14 protein-coding genes and 1 pseudogene are annotated in these 15,178 nt (G+C 44.1%); 1 reads left to right on the top strand and 14 read right to left on the bottom strand.

All coding sequences use genetic code 11. From position 1 onward, the window contains the following. Positions 1-230: 230 nt before the first annotated feature. From argF to ctaG, 9 genes are all read right to left on the bottom strand, one after another. Positions 231-1,187 (bottom strand): ornithine carbamoyltransferase, encoded by a 957-nt coding sequence (gene argF / locus ACE1TF_RS00905; protein ID WP_375013538.1) that lies wholly within the window; start codon positions 1,185-1,187, stop codon positions 231-233. Beyond that, positions 1,188-4,352 (bottom strand): carbamoyl-phosphate synthase (glutamine-hydrolyzing) large subunit, encoded by a 3,165-nt coding sequence (locus ACE1TF_RS00900; protein WP_375013536.1) that lies wholly within the window; start codon positions 4,350-4,352, stop codon positions 1,188-1,190. Continuing rightward, a complete protein-coding gene (locus tag ACE1TF_RS00895) occupies positions 4,345-5,424 on the bottom strand; it encodes a carbamoyl phosphate synthase small subunit (RefSeq protein WP_375013534.1) in 1,080 nt (359 codons plus the stop codon). Before ACE1TF_RS00895 ends, ACE1TF_RS00900 begins: the two co-directional genes overlap by 8 nt. 14 nt (positions 5,425-5,438) lie before the next feature. Further along, positions 5,439-6,596 (bottom strand): acetylornithine transaminase, encoded by a 1,158-nt coding sequence (locus tag ACE1TF_RS00890; protein ID WP_375013532.1) that lies wholly within the window; start codon positions 6,594-6,596, stop codon positions 5,439-5,441. Between the two features lie 18 nt (positions 6,597-6,614). After that, positions 6,615-7,376, bottom strand: coding sequence for an acetylglutamate kinase (gene argB, locus ACE1TF_RS00885; protein WP_042403734.1), 762 nt, complete (start codon positions 7,374-7,376; stop codon positions 6,615-6,617). Beyond that, positions 7,373-8,611 (bottom strand): bifunctional ornithine acetyltransferase/N-acetylglutamate synthase, encoded by a 1,239-nt coding sequence (argJ, locus tag ACE1TF_RS00880; RefSeq protein ID WP_375013530.1) that lies wholly within the window; start codon positions 8,609-8,611, stop codon positions 7,373-7,375. The genes argB and argJ overlap by 4 nt, the downstream gene beginning before the upstream one ends. A 15-nt stretch (positions 8,612-8,626) precedes the next feature. After that, positions 8,627-9,658, bottom strand: coding sequence for an N-acetyl-gamma-glutamyl-phosphate reductase (gene argC, locus ACE1TF_RS00875; protein ID WP_375013528.1), 1,032 nt, complete (start codon positions 9,656-9,658; stop codon positions 8,627-8,629). A gap of 351 nt (positions 9,659-10,009) precedes the next feature. Beyond that, positions 10,010-10,618, bottom strand: a complete 609-nt coding sequence (locus ACE1TF_RS00870) for an SCO family protein (RefSeq protein ID WP_375013526.1) — start codon at positions 10,616-10,618, stop codon at positions 10,010-10,012. A gap of 13 nt (positions 10,619-10,631) precedes the next feature. Then, complete coding sequence (gene ctaG / locus ACE1TF_RS00865; protein ID WP_375013524.1) at positions 10,632-11,558, bottom strand: cytochrome c oxidase assembly factor CtaG; 927 nt, start codon at positions 11,556-11,558, stop codon at positions 10,632-10,634. Between the two features lie 189 nt (positions 11,559-11,747). On the opposite strand from ctaG, the gene ACE1TF_RS00860 reads away from it, so the two are divergent. Beyond that, entirely contained in the window at positions 11,748-12,200 is a 453-nt protein-coding gene (locus ACE1TF_RS00860) for a GNAT family N-acetyltransferase (protein WP_042403732.1), read from the top strand. Between the two features lie 20 nt (positions 12,201-12,220). Here ACE1TF_RS00860 and ACE1TF_RS00855 read toward each other — a convergent pair whose 3' ends face one another. The 5 genes and pseudogenes from ACE1TF_RS00855 to ACE1TF_RS00835 all read right to left on the bottom strand — a co-directional run. Then, on the bottom strand, positions 12,221-12,592 hold the full coding sequence (locus ACE1TF_RS00855; protein ID WP_375013521.1) for a BsuPI-related putative proteinase inhibitor: 372 nt from the start codon (positions 12,590-12,592) through the stop codon (positions 12,221-12,223). 11 nt (positions 12,593-12,603) lie between these two features. Beyond that, on the bottom strand, positions 12,604-13,449 hold the full coding sequence (locus ACE1TF_RS00850; RefSeq protein WP_081829432.1) for a YitT family protein: 846 nt from the start codon (positions 13,447-13,449) through the stop codon (positions 12,604-12,606). Between the two features lie 119 nt (positions 13,450-13,568). Beyond that, a complete protein-coding gene (locus tag ACE1TF_RS00845; protein ID WP_052364072.1) occupies positions 13,569-13,859 on the bottom strand; it encodes a hypothetical protein in 291 nt (96 codons plus the stop codon). A gap of 609 nt (positions 13,860-14,468) precedes the next feature. Further along, positions 14,469-14,759, bottom strand: coding sequence for a CRISPR-associated endonuclease Cas2 (gene cas2, locus ACE1TF_RS00840; protein ID WP_042403728.1), 291 nt, complete (start codon positions 14,757-14,759; stop codon positions 14,469-14,471). A gap of 102 nt (positions 14,760-14,861) precedes the next feature. Further along, a pseudogene (locus tag ACE1TF_RS00835) lies at positions 14,862-15,152 on the bottom strand (CRISPR-associated protein Cas4); the annotation flags it as partial. Positions 15,153-15,178: the final 26 nt, after the last annotated feature.

The raw sequence follows: 15,178 nt of genomic DNA, 5'->3' as shown, positions 1-15,178 counted from the left end.
CAAACAAAATAGGCGGTGACAAGTATAACGTTTTTATACAGCCGCAGAAAAGAAGATGAGGGTTTTAAAGATTGAAAAGCACCATTGCGAAAGCATTTACATGTGCGCCTAGCCACTGATTAGAAACCATACATAGAGCCACGCCAACTCGTAAAGATCAACACAAAAAAACGCCCCGAACGCTCATTTCACACGAACATCAGGGGTCGTTTACCGGTCACGCTATACAGTTATGTGGCCGGTACTTCCATTACACTAGTCAGAATGGCCTTTTGAACGTGCAAACGGTTTTCAGCTTGATCAAACACGACGGACTGCTTGCCTTCAAGAACCGAAGCGGTCACCTCTTCGCCTCGATGCGCTGGCAAGCAATGCATAAAGATCGCACCTGGTTGGGCCTTCGCCATGAGCTGATCATTGACTTGATACTTTTCAAAGATTTTTAGCCTTGATTGTTGCTCTTTCTCTGCACCCATACTCGTCCACACGTCCGTATAGATGATGTGCGCATCCGAAACGGCTCGTTCAGGATCGACGACATGTCGGATCGTTGCGCCTGTTTGCTCGGCCTGTTTTTGCGCCGCGTCCCAAACGTCAGCATCTCCTTCGTAATCTTGTGGTGTAGCCATCGTCATGTTCATGCCTAGTTTTGCAGCAATGATCATGAGAGAGTGGGCAACGTTGTTCCCATCTCCTACATACGTAATGTTTAGCCCCTTTAAACGGCCAAACTGTTCTTGTATCGTGAGTGCATCAGCAAGCGCTTGGCACGGGTGATAAAGGTCCGTTAATGCGTTAATAACGGGAACATCACTCATCTCTGCTAGCTTTTGGACCATCCCATGATCATTGGCACGAATCATGATGGCATCCACATAGCGTGACATTGCTCTCGCTGTATCTTCAACCGGCTCACCACGGCCAATTTGCAAATCTTCGCCGCTTAGAAAAAGTGCGTGCCCTCCTAATTGCGTCATTCCAACTTCAAAAGATACGCGTGTACGGGTCGAAGCATTTTGAAAGATCATCCCGAGTGATTTCCCTTTTAACCATTCGTGAGATTCATTGTTTTTTAGTTTCTTTTTAAGCAGATTCGCTTGTTCGAGAAGTTGTTCAATTTCCTCGGTTGTGAAGTCTTTCCATGTGAGCACATCTTTGCCGGTGATGTTCGTTTTTGTTTGTTGCATCTACAGCCCCACCTTTTGTGATTGTTTTCCCTGCCAAATCGAGAGCGGTACACTTTCATGCTGGGCGGACATTGCATTTACAAATGCATCTAGTGTATCCGGAGATGAAAGAATATCGATCCGATTCTTTTTTGCGTGCTCCCGTTCTTCGTGAAATTCTTTCGTGCCAACACTAGGCACACTTATATAGAGAAGTGCATCCGTTTGCTGTGCCCATTTGGAGAAACTAATGTCGGTTTGGCTACTGTCAATAATGGAAAACCCTTTTTGTTTTAGACGATGGACCGCTTCCTCACATTGATGTCGTTGATCTTCTCCAACTTGACAATAAACACTGCCTCGTTGTTCATAAACTTTAGGAATTTGACCATCTTTCCAAGCAAAAGCTTGTGTCATCGCCTCTTGTATCGTTTTACCGAAACTTAATAATTCACCCGTTGATTTCATTTCTGCTCCTAATAAAGGATCTACTCCCGCAAGCTTTTCATTTGAGAATACAGGTGCTTTCACAGAGTAAAAGTCCATGTCCTCGAGCTGTCCGTTCACGTCACCAAATACCGATTGCCAAGATTCTCCCATTAGTAATTGCACTGCGCGGTCAACGAGGTCGACTCCGGTAATTTTTGCAAAGATCGGTACCGTTCTAGATGCTCGTGGGTTAATTTCAATCACATAAAGCTGTCCATCAACATCAACGAATTGGATATTAAACAGTCCAACAAACCCTAGATGATTAGCAATTCTTTTCGCATAAACACTCGTAAGTTCTTTCGTCTTTGTACGCAAAGAAAATGGGGGTGTTACAGCAATTGAATCACCTGAGTGTACGCCTGCTCGTTCCACATGTTCAAAGATTCCTGGTATGAAGTGCTGAACTCCGTCAGTCACCACATCCACTTCGAGTTCTTTGCCTGCCATATAGCGATCAATTAGTATTGGATATTGTACGACCCGTCCTTCGTCTTGCAAATACGCAACCAATTCTTTTTGTGAGGTACAAATACTCATCCCCTCACCACCGATGACATAGGAAGGGCGCAGCAATACCGGATAACCAATCTGTTCGGCTTTTCGGATTGTATCTTCTTCATCCATCCCCGTCGTGCCGGGAATATGAGGAATATTTAAAGACTGAAGAAGTTCATAGAAACGGGAACGGTCCTCCAACTGATCAATAACATCAAACGACGCTCCGAATAACGGCACTCCAGAAGCTTCCAACGCCTCCGTTAATTTCACACCCGTTTGACCGCCAAGTTGCAACAGGACGCCTTTCACATCTTCTCGCTCGGCAACATGAATCACATCCTCAGCGGCGAGTGGCTCAAAATACAATTTATCCGCTGTTTCATAGTCTGTGCTTACCGTCTCAGGATTGTTATTAATCATAATCGTTTCGTACCCGAGCTTTTTGAGAGCATGTGCTGCATTGACAGAGCAATAATCAAACTCAATGCCTTGACCAATTCGGATAGGTCCTGACCCTACAATTAAGACAGAAGGTGCACTAGCGTCGCTTGCATCCCCCTTCGTACCCCACGTAGAGTAGAAATAAGGTGTCTCAGCAAGAAACTCTCCTGCGCACGTATCCACCTGATGAAAACTCGGGATAATGCCGAGTTTCGTCCGTTTCTCTTTAATAGCCTCCGCTGTCGTGTTCATCGCTTTTGCAAGCCACACATCTTGGAACCCTGCCGACTTAAACGTACGAAGCGACTCTCTACTCACCGTCTCTAATGAAGCACTCTCTGCTTGTTGCTCTATTTCGATGAGGTAGATGAAATGATCGAGGAAAAACGAATCAATGCCTGTCATCTTTTGCAATTGAGCAGCAGATACTCCCCTTCTCAAAAGTTCCAACACATAAAAGAATCGGCGATCATCGGCGCGCTCGACAAGATCATAAAGCTGAGCAGTATCCATATGACTAACACCGTGTAACTTCAAACCATCAACACGAATCTCTAGCGAACGGACCCCTTTTTGCAAAGCGGCTTCCAAGCTCCGTTCAATCGCCATAACTTCTCCTGTCGCTTTCATTTGCGTACCTAGCACGCGCTCAGCATCATGAAATTTATCAAACGGCCACCGAGGGAACTTCACAATCACATAGTCAAGGGCAGGTTCGAAACTGGCGTACGTATGTTTCGTCACTGGATTTTTTAACTCATGCAAGTGGTAACCCATGCCTAGTTTCGCTGCAATTCTTGCGATTGGGTAGCCCGTCGCTTTCGAGGCAAGTGCTGATGACCGACTCACACGAGGATTGACTTCAATTAAGTAATACTGATTACTATTCGGATCAAGGGCAAATTGAATGTTGCAACCACCGACAATGCCTAATGCACGAATGACTTTTAGTGAAGATGAGCGAAGCATCTGGTAATCGTGGTCGCTAAGCGTTTGGGACGGGGCAACGACGATGGAGTCACCGGTATGAATACCTACGGGGTCAATGTTCTCCATGTTGCACACCGTAATGCACGTATCGTTTGCATCGCGCATCACTTCGTACTCGACCTCTTTAAAACCAGCAATGCTTTGTTCAATTAAACATTGACGAATTGGGCTTGCTTCTAACCCTCCACTAGCGATTGTTCTGAGCTCATTTTCATTGTACGCCTGACCACCGCCACCACCGCCAAGCGTATAGGCAGGACGAACGATGATCGGATACCCAGCACCTTCGGCAAAGGCGACTGCCTCCTCTACTGTCGAGACAATCGTGCTATCTGGTACCGGTTCACCGATGTCGTACATGAGTGAGCGGAACTGCTCACGATCTTCACCTTGTTGTACAGAAGCCATCGGCGTACCGAGCATTTCAACGTTGTATTTGGCAAAAATTCCTGCTTCATGCGCCGAGAGCGCCAAATTCAATCCGGTCTGCCCTCCTACCGTTGCCAAAATGCCGTCAGGACGCTCTTTAATAATAATGTCCTTCAATGTTTCGAGCGTAAGTGGTTCAAAATAGACAACATCTGCACATCGCTCATCGGTCATAATTGTCGCTGGGTTGTTGTTCAGTAGCACCACTTCGCACCCTTCTTCTTTCAGGGCTAGACAAGCTTGTGTACCGGCATAATCAAACTCAGCCGCCTGGCCAATCACAATCGGACCTGACCCTAAGACGAGAATTTTTCTAAGGTGTGTTTTTTTAGGCATAGAGGGTCACTTCTTTCTCTGTTTGAATCATTTGGAAAAATCTATGGAATAACGGGTGACTATCTTTCGGTCCTGGACTCGCTTCTGGATGATATTGCACGGTCATAATCGGCAACTCATGATGTTTCAAACCTTCGATGGATTGGTCATTCACATTCTCATGTGTAACAACAAGAGAAGACTGGTCAATGGATTGTTCATCTACGACAAACCCATGGTTTTGAGCGGTCATATCTACTTTGCCTGTTTGTAAATCGATGACGGGCTGATTCGCTCCTCGATGACCAAATTTCAATTTCTTCGTATCTGCACCAAAGGCTAGCGCCATAAGCTGATGACCTAAACAAATCGCAAATGTTGGGTGATGAATGGCCACTTGTTTATACGTATCCAAGTGCTCCAGCAATTGTTTCGGATCTCCTGGGCCATTTGAGAACAACACGCCGTCGAACTGCATCGATTTTACCGTATCGAACGGGGTATCATATGGCAAAACAGTCACTTTCGCTCCAAAAGCAGATAACTCTTTGACCATCGCATTTTTATGACCAAAATCATACAACCCAATATGAAGGCTTCCACCGCCGTATTGTTCAATTGATTTCGTGGAAACGTCCGGAACATACGAGACGCTCTCAATAGACGAATAGTTCGACCAGTCAACAACGTCCGGGTTTGTCGTAATGACCGCCCCCATTGCTCCTTCACTACGAATCGTTTTTACAATTGCACGGGTATCGACGCCTGTAAGAATTGGAACATCATTTTGATCTGCCACGTCTGTTAGAGATGAATAGGACAGGTGATGATGCCCAACCGGGGAGCATTCCCCGACAATGATTGCTTTTGGTTGCCATTCATTACTTTGATCGGTGTAATCTTGCATTCCGTAATTCCCAATGAGTGGGTATGTGAAAACAACAATTTGTCCCCGGTATGAAGGGTCGGTGACGACCTCTTGATAACCGGTCATTCCTGTGAAAAATACCGCTTCTCCATACACCTCTCTTTGTTGACCAGCCATTTCTCCTGTGAACACATCGCCGTTTTCTAATACGATATACCCTTTCATTGTCTCCATCTCCTTTACCTTGACACTTCTTTCAACACGTGAGTAATCATTTGTAGTCCTTGCTTAAGTTCTTGTGGGTCGATCGTAAGTGCAGGTAACAACCGCAACACGTTTTTCCCTGCAACGAGGGTAAGAATCCCTTCGTCTTGCAACTTTTCGACGATCATGCCTGCATCACAGTCGAGCTCCAGACCGATCATTAACCCGCTCACCCGCACCTCTTTTATGACCTGCAAGTGTTGTTGGGCGGTTTCCAAGAAGGTTTGCACCAGTTTCCCCTTCTCTATAACTGCTGTTAACAGTTGATCATTGAGCAATGACAATGTTGCGTTAACCGCAGACATTGCGAGTGGATTGCCGCCAAAAGTGGTTCCGTGACTACCTGCGCCAAAATAAACCTCCAGCCCTTTCCGGCCAATCATAGCGCCGACAGGAAATCCATTTCCGAGACCTTTTGCTGAAGTAATAATATCTGGATTCATGCCATATTGTTGAAATGCAAAAGGGTACCCCGTTCTCCCGATCCCTGTCTGGACTTCATCAATAATGACGAGTGCTCCATTCTTTTTTGCAATGTTTTCTACCGCTTGCAAAAATGAAGCTGAACCAATATTGACGCCGCCTTCTCCTTGAACCACTTCCAAAAGAATGGCTGCGGTTTCGCTTGACACAATCTGTTCGAGTTCATTGGCATCGTTGAACGTTGCGTACGTGAAGCCTTCAGGTAGCGGATCATAACCTTCTCGTACTTTTTCCTGCCCGGTGGCGGTCATGCTTGCATAGGTTCTTCCATGAAAAGACTGGTGAAAAGAAACGATTTCACTTCTCCCAGTTGCTTTTCTTGCTAATTTAATGGCAGCTTCATTTGATTCCGCACCACTATTTGTAAAAAAAACATTGTGTAAGCCGGACAATTGACTTAACGTATCGGCCGCTCGTTGTTGAGATTTATAATGAAACATATTGGAAGCATGCCAGCCCGCGTGTAACTGTTCTTCCACAGCCCCAATAATTGCGGGATGTCCATGCCCCATATTGACGGTTCCGATTCCGGTCATGAAGTCGAGAAAAACTTGGTCATTTGCATAAATTTTACTTCCGTCCGCTCGATTCCACGTGAGGTCCCATCTTTTATATGTTGGAAATAGATGATTGGTTTCAGTCGTTTGCATGTTTATCTCCCATTCCCTTTAAACTATCGGAACGACGGACTTGTGAATGGATGTTCCTTGTCCGGTTCCGTCTGCGTTAATAATCGTTACCTTTTGTACAGCTCCCGTAAGTGAGGCAATCGCCGCTTGGACTTTTGGGATCATTCCGCCATAAATCGTTCCATCGTCAATAAAGGCTTGCACTTCTTCCTCACTCACTGTAGGAAGAACTGCTCCTTCTTTCATAATGCCCGGTACATTCGTAACAAAGATTACTTCCCTCGCACCGAGTGACGACGCATAATGAGCGGCGGCTGTGTCCGCGTTCATATTCAGCCGACTGCCCTTTGGCCCGGAAACAATTGGAGATATGACAGGCGTTAATCCCCGGGTCGTCAGTTGGTCTAGAAGATCTGTGTTCACCTCAACCGCTTCACCAACAAGCCCTAATGTGTTCTCATCTAACAACTTGGCTTGAATCATCGGTCCATCACACCCTGATAATCCGACTGTTTTTACTCCTGCTTGTTGCAATGCCGAGCACACTTTTGGGTTTACTTTTCCGTTAAAGACCATGTCCGCTACAGCAAGCACTTCTGGTGTGGTACGTCGTAAACCACCGACAAACGTCGATTCCACATTCATAATGTCAAGCATATCGTTCACATCGCTGCCACCACCGTGCACAACAACGAGATGATTTCCTTCTTGTTGATAGCGTTTTAAACGATCATAAAACAGTGGGGTTAGCTCATTAATTGTTGACCCCCCACACTTCACAACAATGTATCGTTTTCTCATGTGCGATACCCCGCATTAATTCGAACATAATCATACGTAAGATCGCAGCCCCAAGCCTTACCGTAGCCCTCACCTACATGAAGATCGATCTTAATTTGGATCGTATCGTTTTGTAAGTAAACACTGATCTCTTCTTCATCAAATGGGACAGGCTCACTTTGGAGGAGCGTTTGACATGGGCCAATTCCAATATCAATCGTATCCGGATTAATCGGAACACCTGCATACCCGATCGCACAAATAATTCTTCCCCAATTGGCATCTGCCCCGTAAACAGCTGTTTTTACGAGATCACTTCCGACAATCTGCTTCGCAACTTTACCCGCACATTCATTTGTTGGCGCGCCATTCACAACGACTTCAATTAATTTAGTCGCTCCTTCACCGTCTTTCGCAATCATTTTTGAAAGTTCTTCGTTCACATGCGTAAATGCACGAAGGAAAGCGTCCCAATCCGGATGATCCGGTGTTAACGATTGATTGTTTGCTTCCCCACTAGCCATCGTGAGCACCATATCATTCGTCGATGTATCACCATCAACGGTTATGCGATTGTACGTTTGGTCGGTCACTTTAGAAAGTGTTTGTTGCAAAACGTCGTGCTCAATATGAGCGTCAGTCGTTACAAAACCGAGCATCGTCGCCATATTCGGATGAATCATCCCTGATCCTTTTGCCACACCAGCAATCGTTACGACCTTCCCATCGATGGGCACTTGCACACACACTTCTTTAGTTCCTGTGTCGGTTGTCAAAATGGATTCTGCAAAGCTCGACGCCTCTTCTTTACTTTCCGTTGGGACGAGTTGCTCCAATCCAGGAAGAATCTTCTCTAGTTTCATACGCTCACCGATAAGTCCTGTTGACGCAACCGCGACGTTGTCTGCTTGCATGTTGAATACGTCCGCTGCTTTTTCCTGAACGGTGTAGGCGTCCACCAATCCTGCATGACCGGTGCACGCATTTGCGTGCCCACTGTTCACGACAACCGCCTGCACATGCCCGCCATCTTCGAGCACTTGCTTCGTCAACGCGATGGGTGCAGCTTGAATTTGGTTCAGTGTATAGACGGCCGCCGCTGGCACCGGTTGTTCACAGTAGATGATGCCTAAATCTTTTCGCTTTCTCTTCACTTTCGTATGAATACCTGTTGCTTTAAATCCTTTCGGCGTTGTGATGCTGCCGTCCGGAATCTTTGACCATACTTGATCAGTTACGAAACTTGTTTCTCCCATTTTTATACACTCCTTTTATGGAAACACAGGTAACATGAAGAGCCCTTCTTCTTCATCATACTTTTGCATAATGTTCATGTTCTGAACGGCTTGCCCTGCCGCCCCTTTCATGAGATTGTCAATCACCGAAACGATTGTCATTCGGTTTGTCCGTGCATCAAACGAGAAGGAAATATCATTAAAATTACTCGAATGCACTTCTTTCGTCGAAGGAAAGCCGTCTTTACGAATTCGCACGAACGGTTTGGATTTATAATATTTTTCATAGATTGCGAGAATGTCTTCCTTTGATAATGACTGGCACGTTGCATACATTGTCGCCATGATCCCTCTTGTCATCGGTACAAGATGAGGGGTGAACGTGACAGGTTGTGCAGCTGGATTCCATTCCGATAGTACTTGTTCAATTTCTGGTGTATGTTTATGCTCATTCACTTTGTATATTTTCAATGACTCATTCATTTCCGAGAAATGTGTCATGGCGCTCGGGTTCTTACCCGCTCCAGTCGTGCCTGATTTTGCATCAATGATGATCGAACTCATATCAAGTACGTTTTCTTTCACTAACGGTGCTAAACCATTCAAGATTGCTGTCGGATAACAACCTGGGTTTGCAATCAGTCTTGCATTTTCAATTTTTTCTCTATTCCACTCACTCAACCCGTAAGCTGCTTCTTGGATGAATGACTGTTTCGCAGCGTTGCGCTCGTACCAAGCTTCGTATACTGAACGGTCTTGAATCCTGAAATCTCCAGATAAATCAATGACGCGCGCGTTACCATCTAGCAGACCTTCCATCAATTCTGCCGCCACACCTGGTGGGGCTGAGACGAAAACGATGTCATAATCATCTGCTAACTGTTTTGTTTCAACACTCTTCAATATGCCTCGATAAATGTCTTGAATATGCGGGTAAAACGCTCCAAACGAAGTCCCTGCATAAGATGAGGAATAGACGGAAAGCTCTTCGACCCGACGGTGCTGCCGGAGTATTCGAACAAGCTCAATCCCTCCATATCCTGTTGCACCGACGATCGCCACTTTCATAATTTCTCACCTCTATTTATATTTATACAATGTGTATGTTCATTATAAACTTGGATAAAAATTAATTCAAGTGTATTTTTATCAGTTCCATTGACTGATTTTCTTACGAATTCTATGAACAAAAAAGCCGGAGCAACTGGCGTACTCAGACTCTATCCACTAGGTGAGGAGAGTATGATTGTGCGCATAAAGAGGCAACGACGATTGACTCTTCTCGGTATACGTATGGGCTTGGCGACTAGACAACACTCACTTCTCTTACCACCACTGCCTAACTTTTTACATTCACAAAAAAATCGGGCCACATAACCGAAGTTATGTGGCCCAAGAAACTGTTATCTTATTCGAATACTATTCGTTTGTGAGTTCTTTTAAATCCTCTACAATGGGTGAAACATCGTCTGCTAACCCATCGTAAAAACGAATCACTTGATTGTTTGGGTCGACGATGAAGAAATACGTCGTATGCATAATATCGTCTTCAGCTGGTTGTACGACTGAATTAAATGTCTCGTTTGCAATTTGCTGGATGTCTTCTAATTCATATCCGGTCAAAAACTGCCAAACGTCGAAGTTCGCAGCATATGCTTCACCGTAATGTTCCAAACGTTCTGGACTGTCAAATTCAGGGTCTACTGTAAAGGTATACAACGACGCATCAATACCTTCTTCTTCAATACCGTCTTGGACCATACCCATATTTGGTGTAAGCATTGTACATACCGAAGGACAGCGAGTAAAGGCCATGTTCACAACGGAGTACTCACCTTCCATATCTGCCTCGGTTACTTCTTCTTCAAATTGGTTAACCGCTGTAAACTCAATCATCTCCAAGTCGAGGTCCGACGTATCCTGACCATTTTCTGAAGATGCCCCTCCAGTGTCATATAACCAACCACAACCGCTAAGTACAACAGCCAGCATGAATATACTCGCTGTTTTTATGATCTGTTGTTTCAAAGTCCGATTCCTCCTAGCGCTCCCCGGTCTTAATGTGTGACGGAATATCACTAATCGTTAACTCGCCATCTTGATGGCTTTCTTTTTGCAGCCATTGTTTGAAGACAAAACCGATCGTTGTCCCGTACACGAGCTCTTGTCCAACTTTCATGGCAACACCGCCAAGTTGCTGATCACTGTATGCGTCAAGTCCACCTAGAACCCCTGGGCCACCAAACATCGATGCAGGAACAGCCGCCCCACCTGGAATACAGTACGCCATCACTTGTGCCCAAAAACTCATATCAGTATAGGTATCATAAAGTGCCGTACCAGAGAAAATAATTAATGCACACGCAGGTGTAATGAGTATCCCATTTCCAAAGATGTAAATAATTCTTCGAAAGTCGTGCAAGTATTGTTTACTCGGCAGTGGCGCAAGCATGTGCCACCACATCATAATTGCAGCAACGAACATGACCATCTCGTATACGCTGTGAACACCCGGGCGTAACATTAAAAAGTCAAACACTACCGGTATGTGATAGATCGAAAAAAGTGCATTAAAAAAGATGAGTCCAATAATTGGATGAAAAATTAACATACGCAAAGGTTGTACCTTCTTGTCCAACCAATTGTAAACGCCGGCAAGAAGCCATTTTGGTAGTGCCAGAATAAATAAAGGTACGGCCAAAAAGTACGCGAAAACCATTTGAATCATATGGATGGAAACCATCATGTGTCCTACACTGTAAAGTGGGCTCCCCCATCCTAAGTACAAACAAACAAGTCCTGTCACAAACATTAAATCTTGCTTAAAGGTTTGCTTGCCTGCACTCGTAAAACGAGTACGCCAACGTCTCGTAAGTAAAAAATATAATGCCCCTATAATAAGAAGCACTGCAATTAATTCAGGCGTCCATAAAGCTCTGAATGACAGCACTTCAAACACTTCACCCATCATACCCCTCCATTACCTTTGAGGTTTCTCTCACAATCTTATCACAAGTCATTCCTACTGTTTTGAACAAGATGTTACATTTTTGTGGGAAAACCGATTCGTTTCTAAATGATCATACCTATGCTATCATAATTGAAGTATTCCCTGGGAAAACATTTCAATGCAATGGGTATTTTGAGGAGGGGTGTCATGAACATTTATAAACTTGAAGAACATCATGATAACGAAACAATTCATCAAGCTGCCGATTTGTTAATGGGGCAAATGGAATCCATCGGTGGAGACGATGCTTACCAGAACATGTACGATATTTTACTACAGACACAGTCCCCTCACACGAACGCTGAACTCTTTATCGCTGAAGAGGATGGAAAAATGATTGGTGCAGCCTACTTAAATACGCAATTCAGTTTGCGTAAAGGTGGCAAGTACATTTGGCTGAATGATTTATACGTACACGAAGGTCATCGTAATAAAGGTATTGCCAAAAAGCTGTTATTGGCCGTCATTCATTGGGCTGAGCAACATGGATTAAAAGGGATCGAATTAGAAACAGGTGTTAACAACATCGCAACCAAAAAATTGTACAACTCCCTCGGCTTCTATGATGTTGTTTCCAAGCGATACGGTTTCCAATTTTGACAAACAAAAGCCAAGCGTATTTACGCTTGGCGTGTAAATGTAACCGGTTGCTGTACCTTCTCTGAAACAGATGTCCCGTTCATTTTTTTGGCAGTCAATTTCACGACTCCTTGATAGGAATGTCCGGCAGATAATAACCGGTTTGGAATTTTTTCTTCATATACAACCTCTTCGCCAGAAGCAACGTACACATCCTCCACAACTTGCATGTACATCCACTCCCGCTCAGACACATACACCAACGCGTTGTCGTCCGCCGAATCATAAAGCCGAACGGACAATCGCTGACTCGTTGGAAAATAAAGGTGCAACGCGTCCTTCGTATCATTTAAGAGCGTTGCTCGAACAACACTACCGGCTGCTTCGTTATCCACCACTACGCTAAAGTTCATACACCCGCCTCCTAGTCATCTTTTCGGAATGAACCTAAGATTTCAGTTGTCGGAACAATATTCGTAAATGCTTCAGGGTCAGCTTCTTCGGTGATCTGTCGTAACGTATAGAGCTCATACCTTGTAATAACAATCATGAGTACTTCTTTTTCAGAAGCATCAAATCCACCTTTTGCAGGCATTCGCGTAATCCCTCGCGTCAAATGCTCATGAATACGCTCACGTAAAATGTCCGCTTTTTTCGTAATAATTAACGCTGTACACTTTACATGTCTTGTGTGAACCATATCAATAATTCTAGACGATGCATATATTGAAACGAGCGTGAAGAGTGCTTGTTCCCAATCGAATGCAAACCCTGCAGACACAACAATCAATGCGTTCAACATGAAGAAATATGCCCCAACTGGGCGATCACTCATTCTCGCCAATACGAGTGCAATAATATCCAACCCACCAGCAGAAGCACCAAACCGAAGTGGCAACGACGTACCGATAGCGACGATAATACCGCCAAACACAGCATTGAGCATAATATCTCCAGTCAGCCCTTGAACTGGGATGATCTCCAAAAAGAAAGACGTTAACGCAACATGCAAAAAACTATAAAACGTGAACAAACGGCCGACCTTTATCCAACCAAGGATCGCAACCGGGATATTCAATACGAGTAACAATACACCTGTAGATATCGGGATGAGCGCATTAACAAACTGTGCTACCCCTGTCAGGCCGCTAGCAAATACGTCTGCTGGAATCAAAAAGAAATTCAGGCCAAAAGCCGCAGTAGCTGCCCCGAAAATAATAATTCCAATTCGTTGCAATTCTGAAATTATCGTCGTTCGTCTTGTGATCACGTACAGACACCTCAAGCTATTATGTAATCAAATGATGAGAAACATTCCGTTGAAGTATACCTTATTGAACCTAAATTAAGCAAGGAAGGTAAATCCTTCCTTGCTTTTCATCCCTTTATTTAGTGAGGTTTAGGTTGGTCTTCGTGCTCTTTGTTGTAATAGTCAACCGAGTACGTCGACCCTTCTGCGACCATTTCATTGTCATTAATATCCATTGGGTCGGGATTCCCAATTCTTTGCTCTAGTGGAATGTCTGAGCTTTTATTCGCTGCTGATCCGACCATCTTATTATATCCAGATTTCGCACGGTCCGCCCATTCTTTTCTTTTCTCAGGGTTACGTACTAAATATGTTGCACCAGCAGCCAAAGCAGCTACTGAAGATGTTAGAAAAATACTTTTCTTACTCATCACTGCGCCCTCCTACAATTGTTGTTATCTTAGTACACATTTTTCCCTTATTAAAAAAGATTAAACTTCGAATTTGCTTATCTCATTGCCATTAGCAGCAACAAAAAACATATAGAATGCGGAAAAGTGGGGTAAGTTCCTATCCAAATGACATCTCCGCATTGATATGGAAAAGGTTGTTCGATTAGCTACTACTCGTGTGATACCTTCACTTATAGACGTACATATAAGGTTTAGTAAGTGGGACAGTGAGGGACATTGGAGGTGTTGGCACCCCGATCTGCGTATTTATTCGAAGAGTGGGGCCAACCATAATAACTACGAAAGAATGGAGTAGTTCATTTCAATCCACGCACTCACATGGAGTGCGATTTCATCACCAAGTTGATCATTATAAAATGAAACATTTCAATCCCCGCACTCACACGGAGTGCGATAGCGGAATTTGCCGTAAAAAAGTCAAATTCCGCCTAAACCTAAAGTTTTTGCTTATACAAATTAGCAAAATCCCCGTATTAGACCAAATCCAATCACACACTTTCACACAATTGATCGAAATACTGGGGCGGGTCACCTAGGGATTTTATGTTCGCTTAGGGTTCGCACTAGTTAAAAGATGAGCGGTTCTTCAATATTAATTGATGGTTTTGCTCCGATGTGTTCTACTTTTGATTTATAGTTTTTGCCTAAGCGATAGATGCGCAAGCTATCCTCATCTACATTGATAATCTCTTCTAGCTTGTAGGTTAGCGCTTTTAGTTGTGCTGTATCGAGTACACATTCAAAGACCGAATTTTGCACTCGCTGTCCGTAATTTTGGCATGCCTTTGATACTTTTCTTAACTGTTTTGGGCCATCTGTACTTGAAGTTTTCACATCGTATGTGATCAAATCGAGCATAGGTCACCTACTTCCAAAGAAATGTTGGATATTCATCTAAATCTCCTCGAATGTGTCTTGCTAATAATAGCGCTTGAGCATAAGGGACAAGTCCCCACGACATTGTTTGTATTCAAACGGCACTGGCTTATACAATCCATCTAGTTGATGAATGAACACTCCATTTGAGTCGCTATGAAACTCAACCACATCACAAATACCGTTCAATTGTAAAGTATGAGATTGAATGGGCATTCCCCGAACAATCACTTTTTCTCCACGTTTTTCTTTTACAAACGGTTGATCTGCTTTTTTGTGAAGGTGTTTGCCTTCAATTGTTTTCACATTCTCTTCCCACTGTTGTTCAATATGAATGAGCGCCCATTGACGTTTGCAAAATTGAAAATGTTGCAAACCTTATAGCATTAAATAGTCTTCAA

The sequence above is a fragment of the Geomicrobium sp. JSM 1781026 genome, from assembly GCF_041949955.1.
Classification (GTDB): Bacteria; Bacillota; Bacilli; order Bacillales; family Marinococcaceae; genus Geomicrobium_A.
Note: the sequence above shows the minus strand (reverse complement) of the source record. Positions and strands in the feature narration are given on the sequence as shown.

Bases quoted from the DNA above. Each gene is read 5' to 3' on its own strand.
- ACE1TF_RS00890 (WP_375013532.1), bottom strand. From the start codon at position 6,596: ATGCAAACGACTGAAACCAATCATCTATTTCCAACATATAAAAGATGG.
- ctaG (WP_375013524.1), bottom strand. From the start codon at position 11,558: ATGGGTGAAGTGTTTGAAGTGCTGTCATTCAGAGCTTTATGGACGCCT.
- argF (WP_375013538.1), bottom strand. From the start codon at position 1,187: ATGCAACAAACAAAAACGAACATCACCGGCAAAGATGTGCTCACATGG.
- ACE1TF_RS00895 (WP_375013534.1), bottom strand. From the start codon at position 5,424: ATGAAAGGGTATATCGTATTAGAAAACGGCGATGTGTTCACAGGAGAA.
- ACE1TF_RS00855 (WP_375013521.1), bottom strand. From the start codon at position 12,592: ATGAACTTTAGCGTAGTGGTGGATAACGAAGCAGCCGGTAGTGTTGTT.
- cas2 (WP_042403728.1), bottom strand. From the start codon at position 14,759: ATGCTCGATTTGATCACATACGATGTGAAAACTTCAAGTACAGATGGC.
- argJ (WP_375013530.1), bottom strand. From the start codon at position 8,611: ATGGGAGAAACAAGTTTCGTAACTGATCAAGTATGGTCAAAGATTCCG.
- argC (WP_375013528.1), bottom strand. From the start codon at position 9,658: ATGAAAGTGGCGATCGTCGGTGCAACAGGATATGGAGGGATTGAGCTT.
- ACE1TF_RS00860 (WP_042403732.1), top strand. From the start codon at position 11,748: ATGAACATTTATAAACTTGAAGAACATCATGATAACGAAACAATTCAT.
- ACE1TF_RS00900 (WP_375013536.1), bottom strand. From the start codon at position 4,352: ATGCCTAAAAAAACACACCTTAGAAAAATTCTCGTCTTAGGGTCAGGT.
- ACE1TF_RS00845 (WP_052364072.1), bottom strand. From the start codon at position 13,859: ATGAGTAAGAAAAGTATTTTTCTAACATCTTCAGTAGCTGCTTTGGCT.
- argB (WP_042403734.1), bottom strand. From the start codon at position 7,376: ATGAGAAAACGATACATTGTTGTGAAGTGTGGGGGGTCAACAATTAAT.